5 protein-coding genes are annotated in these 5,304 nt (G+C 62.2%); 3 read left to right on the top strand and 2 right to left on the bottom strand.

Annotated features, from left to right (window positions below; genetic code table 11):
- Positions 1-181: 181 nt before the first annotated feature.
- Positions 182-1,255 (bottom strand): AI-2E family transporter, encoded by a 1,074-nt coding sequence (locus tag OQK_RS18565; RefSeq protein WP_016773697.1) that lies wholly within the window; start codon positions 1,253-1,255, stop codon positions 182-184.
- Positions 1,256-1,289: 34 nt separating this feature from the next.
- A complete protein-coding gene (locus OQK_RS18560; protein ID WP_016773696.1) occupies positions 1,290-2,348 on the bottom strand; it encodes a DUF2066 domain-containing protein in 1,059 nt (352 codons plus the stop codon).
- Between the two features lie 373 nt (positions 2,349-2,721).
- Here OQK_RS18560 and purM point away from each other — a divergent pair, with 373 nt between their 5' ends.
- Genes purM through OQK_RS18545 form a run of 3 tightly spaced genes read left to right on the top strand, consistent with a single transcriptional unit; the run spans position 2,722 to position 5,152 of the window.
- Positions 2,722-3,780 carry a phosphoribosylformylglycinamidine cyclo-ligase gene (purM, locus tag OQK_RS18555; RefSeq protein WP_016773695.1) on the top strand — a complete coding sequence of 353 codons (1,059 nt, stop codon included), beginning with the start codon at positions 2,722-2,724 and terminating at the stop codon, positions 3,778-3,780.
- The gene (purN, locus tag OQK_RS18550; protein WP_016773694.1) at positions 3,780-4,430 is read left to right on the top strand and encodes a phosphoribosylglycinamide formyltransferase; all 651 of its coding nucleotides are present in this window, start codon (positions 3,780-3,782) and stop codon (positions 4,428-4,430) included. The genes purM and purN overlap by 1 nt, the downstream gene beginning before the upstream one ends.
- 8 nt (positions 4,431-4,438) lie before the next feature.
- Positions 4,439-5,152 carry a DUF3108 domain-containing protein gene (locus OQK_RS18545; RefSeq protein WP_016773693.1) on the top strand — a complete coding sequence of 238 codons (714 nt, stop codon included), beginning with the start codon at positions 4,439-4,441 and terminating at the stop codon, positions 5,150-5,152.
- Positions 5,153-5,304: the final 152 nt, after the last annotated feature.

The raw sequence follows: 5,304 nt of genomic DNA, 5'->3' as shown, positions 1-5,304 counted from the left end.
CCGTTAGTGGCCTCTGTGTAAAGTTGGCGAAGTTTATACCCGTGAGGCTGAGCGCACAATGCGACAGACCCCAAGCAAAATCAAAGGTTTGCGTTGACGCAGCGGTTTTGTGACGGATTCTCTGGCGCCCTCGCCTGCACGACACGGGCCAGCCCGGCCAAGCGCCGGGCCGCCCGCGCCATCACAGCTCAGGTTCGTCAACGCCGCTGTAGATCCCGGAATCCTTATACAAGTCGTGGACATGACGCACCAGCACCATGATCACCGCCGCCACTGGCAACGCCAGCAGAACGCCGGTGAAACCGAACAGCTCGCCGCCAGCGAGGATCGCGAAGATCACCGCCACCGGGTGCAAGCCGATCCGATCCCCGACCAGCAGCGGCGTCAGCACCATGCCTTCCAGTGCCTGACCGACCATGAACACTGCGACGATCCCGACCATCGGGTACAGATCGCCACCGAACTGGAACAATCCGGCGATCAGCGCCGCGCCAATGCCGATGACAAAACCCATGTACGGCACTATCGCCGCGAGCCCGGCAATCAGGCCGATCAACAGCCCCAGCTCGAGACCGACGATCATCAGGCCTGCCGCGTAGATCACCCCCAACGCAACCATCACCAGCAACTGCCCGCGCACAAACGCGCCGAGCACTTCGTGGCACTCGCCCGCCAGCGCAACCACGCGCTCTTCGCGATCACGGGGCAGCAGGCTGCGGATCTTGCCCATCATCACGTCCCAGTCGCGCAGCAGGTAGAAGCTCACCACCGGAATCAGCACCAGGTTTGCCAGCCAGCCGATCAGCGCCAGGCTCGAGGCCGTCGCCTGACTCAGCACCACGCCGACGATGTCGGTGGTCTGGCCCATGTGCTCGCTGATCGCAGCTTTGACCTTATCGAATTTCCAGAAGCCGTCCGACAGCCCCAGTTTCGCTTGCGCCCACGGCACAGCGGTGTGCTGCAACCAGTCGAGCATCTGCGGCGCCAGCTCGTACAGACGCAGCAACTGCTTGGCGAGCATTGGTACCAGCACCAGAAGCAACGCCGTGACGATCAAGGTGAACAAGGCAAACACGGCGATCACACCCCAGGTTCGCGACAGCCCGAGCCGTTCCAGACGATCCACCAGCGGGTCGAACAGATAAGCCAGCAACAACGCGACCAGAAACGGCGTGAGGATCGGGTGCAGCAACCATACAAACGCGCAAAGCAGGACTACCCCACCGAGCCAGAACCAACGCCGCGTATCGGCCATTTACCACTCCTGATGCTTCTATATAAGGAAAGACTTACCAGCGGAACCGCAACGACGGTGCCGCCGCTGCCGGGGTTGGCGCTGCCACCGCAGGCGTACCATCCGCCGCTGGCTGGGCAGGCGCCACCGGGGCCGGCGCTTCGGCCGGCAGTTCCTGCAACTTCGCCAGCGACAATTGCGCGCGCAATTGATCGACGCTGCCATTGACCCGGTAGACGATCCGATCACCCTGCACGCTTTGCAGACGCACGCCGAACGGTTCGAGTAACCGCAGCAGCGCCGCATAATGCTCCAGATTCATGCCCTGCACTTCCAGGGTCTGCTGACCCGATGCGCCGGGCTTGGCGACAAATCGCGGCGCCAGACGCTCGGCCACCGCCAGCATCACCGCATCGGCGACAGCTGCCTGATCGGCGCCCTGTACGCTGCCGGCCTCTTTCTGATCACCGAGCCACAAGCGCCATTTTGCCTGCCACTGCCCGCCCTCTTCGCGCGCGTGCACCGCCAGCAAGGCGTCAGCGTTGTAGCGTTCCGAAGCACTGCGTAGAGGCGCGGGATCAGCGCTTTCCAGCGCCGGTGCGGTGGCGACCAGTTGCTCACTGAGATCAGCCAGTGGCAAACGCAGTGGCAAACCGCGATGTTGTGCGGCCGTGCGCAACGTTGCGGCTGCGGCCTGACCATCACCGACCAGGCTCGCACCTTCAGTTGAATCGTTCAGCCACCAGCCGAGGATCGACGGTCGACTGGCGCCCCACACCGGCAACCCGGCCCGGCGCAAGGCCTGCTCGGTGGTTGCCGGATCGAAGTCGACTTTCAGCACTTCCGGTGGCCCCGCGTCGAAACCGAACTGGCTGATGATTTGCTGCGGATCCTTGCGAATCGGTGCCAGCCCCGGGTTCTGCGCGGCTTTCGGGTCGCCGGTCAGGCGCAGCACCAGGGTATCGAGCGCCGCCTGCGTGGCGCGATCGCGCTCTTCCGGCGCCTGGCCGTTGACCGGTTGACGCACCTGATACAGGCCTTTGAGGTTTTCGGCATGGCTCGCCAGGCTGACCAGCGTCAGGCAGCCTACAAATAACAATTTACAAAAACGCATGGAAAATTCCCGTCGACAGGAGCGGCTGGAACACGCCGCGTGAACCGTTTGAGCAAGGCTGTGACCCCCACCCCTGGCAAAACATTCACACGGTGGCGGTAAGTTTTCGCACAGTCCTAACGATAGACGGTTAATCGCCACACCTTATACAGGCAGTCATACCCTGCGATTGCAAAAAATTTCCGCCGATATGGCCCTGCCCGTCGGTGCGAGGATGGCCGCTGCCCCTCAAGCCTGATAAAATCGCGCGCCTTCGCAGACCGGCAACAGCCGGGCCCCTCGAAACTCGCGTGAGGCGATCGCCCATCGAGTTCGATGTTCCCGCTGAACTCGGTCGTTACCCCCTGAATCCCCTCCCCTAAAGGCCTGGATCATGAGCAAGCAACCCTCCCTGAGCTACAAGGACGCCGGTGTAGACATCGACGCCGGTGAAGCATTGGTCGAACGCATCAAGAGCGTCGCCAAGCGCACTGCGCGCCCGGAAGTCATGGGCGGCCTGGGCGGTTTCGGCGCCCTCTGCGAAATCCCGGCCGGCTACAAGCAGCCAGTGCTGGTCTCCGGCACCGACGGCGTCGGCACCAAGCTGCGTCTGGCGCTGAACCTGAACAAGCACGACAGCATCGGCATCGACCTGGTCGCCATGTGCGTCAACGATCTGGTGGTGTGCGGCGCCGAGCCGCTGTTCTTCCTCGACTACTACGCCACCGGCAAACTGAATGTCGACACCGCTGCCCAGGTTGTCACTGGCATCGGCGCTGGCTGCGAACTGTCGGGTTGCTCGCTGGTCGGCGGCGAAACCGCTGAAATGCCAGGCATGTACGAAGGCGAAGACTACGACCTGGCCGGCTTCTGCGTCGGCGTCGTGGAAAAGGCGGAAATCATCGATGGCTCGAAAGTCGCCACCGGTGACGCGCTGATCGCCCTGCCATCGTCCGGCCCGCATTCCAACGGCTACTCGCTGATCCGCAAGATCATCGAAGTCTCCGGTGCCGACATCGAAAACACCCAGCTCGACGGCAAACCGCTGACCGACCTGCTGATGGCCCCGACCCGCATCTATGTCAAGCCACTGCTCAAGCTTATCAAGGACACTGGCGCTGTGAAGGCCATGGCCCACATCACCGGTGGCGGCCTGCTCGACAACATCCCACGCGTATTGCCAAAAGGCGCGCAAGCAGTGGTTGACGTGGCCAGCTGGACTCGCCCGGCCGTGTTCGACTGGCTGCAAGAGAAAGGCAACGTTGATGAAACCGAGATGCACCGCGTATTGAACTGCGGCGTCGGCATGGTCATCTGTGTAGCTCAGGAGCACGTTGAAGTTGCGCTGAACACCCTGCGTGACGCTGGCGAGCAGCCTTGGGTCATCGGTCAGATCGCCGTGGCCGCCGAGGGCGCTGCGCAGGTCGAGCTGAAGAACCTCAAGGCTCACTGATGCCAAAGTCCTGTGATGTCGTGGTGCTGTTGTCCGGCACCGGCAGTAACTTGCAGGCTCTGATCGACAGCACGCGGACCGGCGACAGCCCGGTCCGCATCGCTGCGGTGATTTCCAACCGCGCCGACGCCTACGGCCTGCAACGCGCCCGCGACGCGGGTATCGCCACCCGCTCGCTGGATCACAAGGCATTCGAGGGCCGCGAGGCCTTCGATGCCGCGTTGATCGAACTGATCGACCAATTCAACCCCAAACTCGTGGTACTGGCCGGCTTCATGCGCATTCTCAGCGCTGATTTCGTGCGCCACTACCAGGGTCGCCTGCTCAACATCCACCCGTCGCTGCTGCCCAAATACAAAGGGTTACACACTCATCAGCGTGCGCTGGAGGCCGGCGACACGGAACATGGCTGCTCCGTGCACTTCGTCACCGAGGAACTCGATGGCGGACCACTGGTCGTACAAGCAGTATTACCGGTAGAGTTGCACGACACGCCGCAGAGTCTGGCGCAACGAGTCCACGTTCAGGAACACCTGATCTACCCGATGGCAGTACGCTGGTTTGCCGAAGGCAGGCTGACACTCGGTGACCAGGGTGCTTTACTCGACGGCCAGTTACTCGCCGCCAGCGGCCACTTGATTCGACACTAGGAGATATTATGCGTCGCGCCCTGCTCTTCGCTTGCGCTCTGCTCGCCCTGCCCTTCGCGCAGGCAGCGGACCTTCAACCGTTCTCCGCCAGCTACACCGCCGACTGGAAGCAGCTGCCCATGAGCGGCACCGCCGAACGCAGCCTGACCAAGGAAGCCAACGGCGTCTGGAAACTCAGCTTCAAGGCCTCGATGATGATCGCCAGCCTGACTGAAGAGAGCACCCTGAAGCTGGACAAGGACACCCTGCTGCCGCAGTCCTACCACTTTGAACGTGGCGGTCTGGGCAAAGCGAAAAAGGCTGATCTGGACTTCGACTGGGCCAACAAACTGGTGACCGGCACCGACCGTGGCGACGCGGTGAAAATCCCGCTGAACCGTGGCATGGTCGACAAGTCGACCTACCAACTGGCGCTGCAGCACGACGTTGCCGCCGGCAAGAAAAGCATGAGCTATCAGGTGGTTGATGATGGCGAAGTCGATACCTACGACTTCCGCGTGCTGGGTTCGGAAAAGGTCGACACCAAGGCCGGCCAGATCGACGCGATCAAGGTCGAACGCGTGCGCGATCCGACACAAAGCAAGCGCATCACCGTGCTGTGGTTCGCCAAGGACTGGGATTACCTGCTGGTGCGCCTGCAACAGGTCGAGACTGACGGCAAGGAGTACAACATCATGCTCCAGGACGGCACGGTTAACGGCAAAACCGTTAAAGGCAGCTGATCCATAGCAGAACAAAGAGCCCCGCGAATGCGGGGCTTTTGTTTATCTGTTCGATGATACTGCGCGGCGGCCCTACCCCTCACCCCAGCCCTCTCCCAAGGGAGAGGGAGCCGACCGAGGTGTCTGCCGCTAACCATCGAGCTGAGAAACCG

It is taken from the genome of Pseudomonas sp. R62 (assembly GCF_000257605.1).
GTDB classification, from domain to species: domain Bacteria; phylum Pseudomonadota; class Gammaproteobacteria; order Pseudomonadales; family Pseudomonadaceae; genus Aquipseudomonas; species Aquipseudomonas atacamensis.
The sequence above is the reverse complement of the archived record's forward strand: the minus strand, read 5'-3'. Positions and strand labels throughout refer to the sequence as shown.

Coding starts and splice junctions, on each gene's coding strand:
- purM (WP_016773695.1), top strand. CDS start 2,722: ATGAGCAAGCAACCCTCCCTGAGCTACAAGGACGCCGGTGTAGACATC.
- OQK_RS18545 (WP_016773693.1), top strand. CDS start 4,439: ATGCGTCGCGCCCTGCTCTTCGCTTGCGCTCTGCTCGCCCTGCCCTTC.
- OQK_RS18560 (WP_016773696.1), bottom strand. CDS start 2,348: ATGCGTTTTTGTAAATTGTTATTTGTAGGCTGCCTGACGCTGGTCAGC.
- OQK_RS18565 (WP_016773697.1), bottom strand. CDS start 1,255: ATGGCCGATACGCGGCGTTGGTTCTGGCTCGGTGGGGTAGTCCTGCTT.
- purN (WP_016773694.1), top strand. CDS start 3,780: ATGCCAAAGTCCTGTGATGTCGTGGTGCTGTTGTCCGGCACCGGCAGT.